This is a genomic window from Falsihalocynthiibacter sp. S25ZX9 (assembly GCF_041205405.1).
GTDB lineage: Bacteria > Pseudomonadota > Alphaproteobacteria > Rhodobacterales > Rhodobacteraceae > Falsihalocynthiibacter > Falsihalocynthiibacter arcticus.
The window spans coordinates 1-279 of record NZ_JBGFCD010000352.1 but is presented as its reverse complement, the minus strand read 5'-3'; the positions used below and the strand labels follow the sequence as shown (position 1 = coordinate 279).

Here is a 279-nt window from a genome sequence, read left to right as displayed (position 1 = left end):
CTGGCCACTGGCGGACTCGGCGTTATTTTCAACTTCTTCTAGCAAACGGAAGGCCGCGTCGCCGCCATCCATCATTTTGCGGGCCACAATGTCCATCGCCTGAATGCCGTTCGTGCCTTCGTAAATCGCGGTGACGCGCACATCGCGGGTAAATTGCCCCGCGCCCGTTTCCTCGACATAGCCCATGCCGCCGTGTACCTTAACGCCCATCGTCGAAACTTCGATCCCGACGTCCGTGCCATAGGCCTTGGAAATATGGGTCAAAAAGGCCGCCCGATC

General features: G+C 58.4%; 1 protein-coding gene. It reads right to left on the bottom strand.

Annotated features, from left to right (window positions below; translation table 11 throughout):
• The coding region (locus AB9F29_RS22545; RefSeq protein WP_369757332.1) for an acyl-CoA dehydrogenase family protein at positions 1–279 on the bottom strand (279 nt) is incomplete at both ends.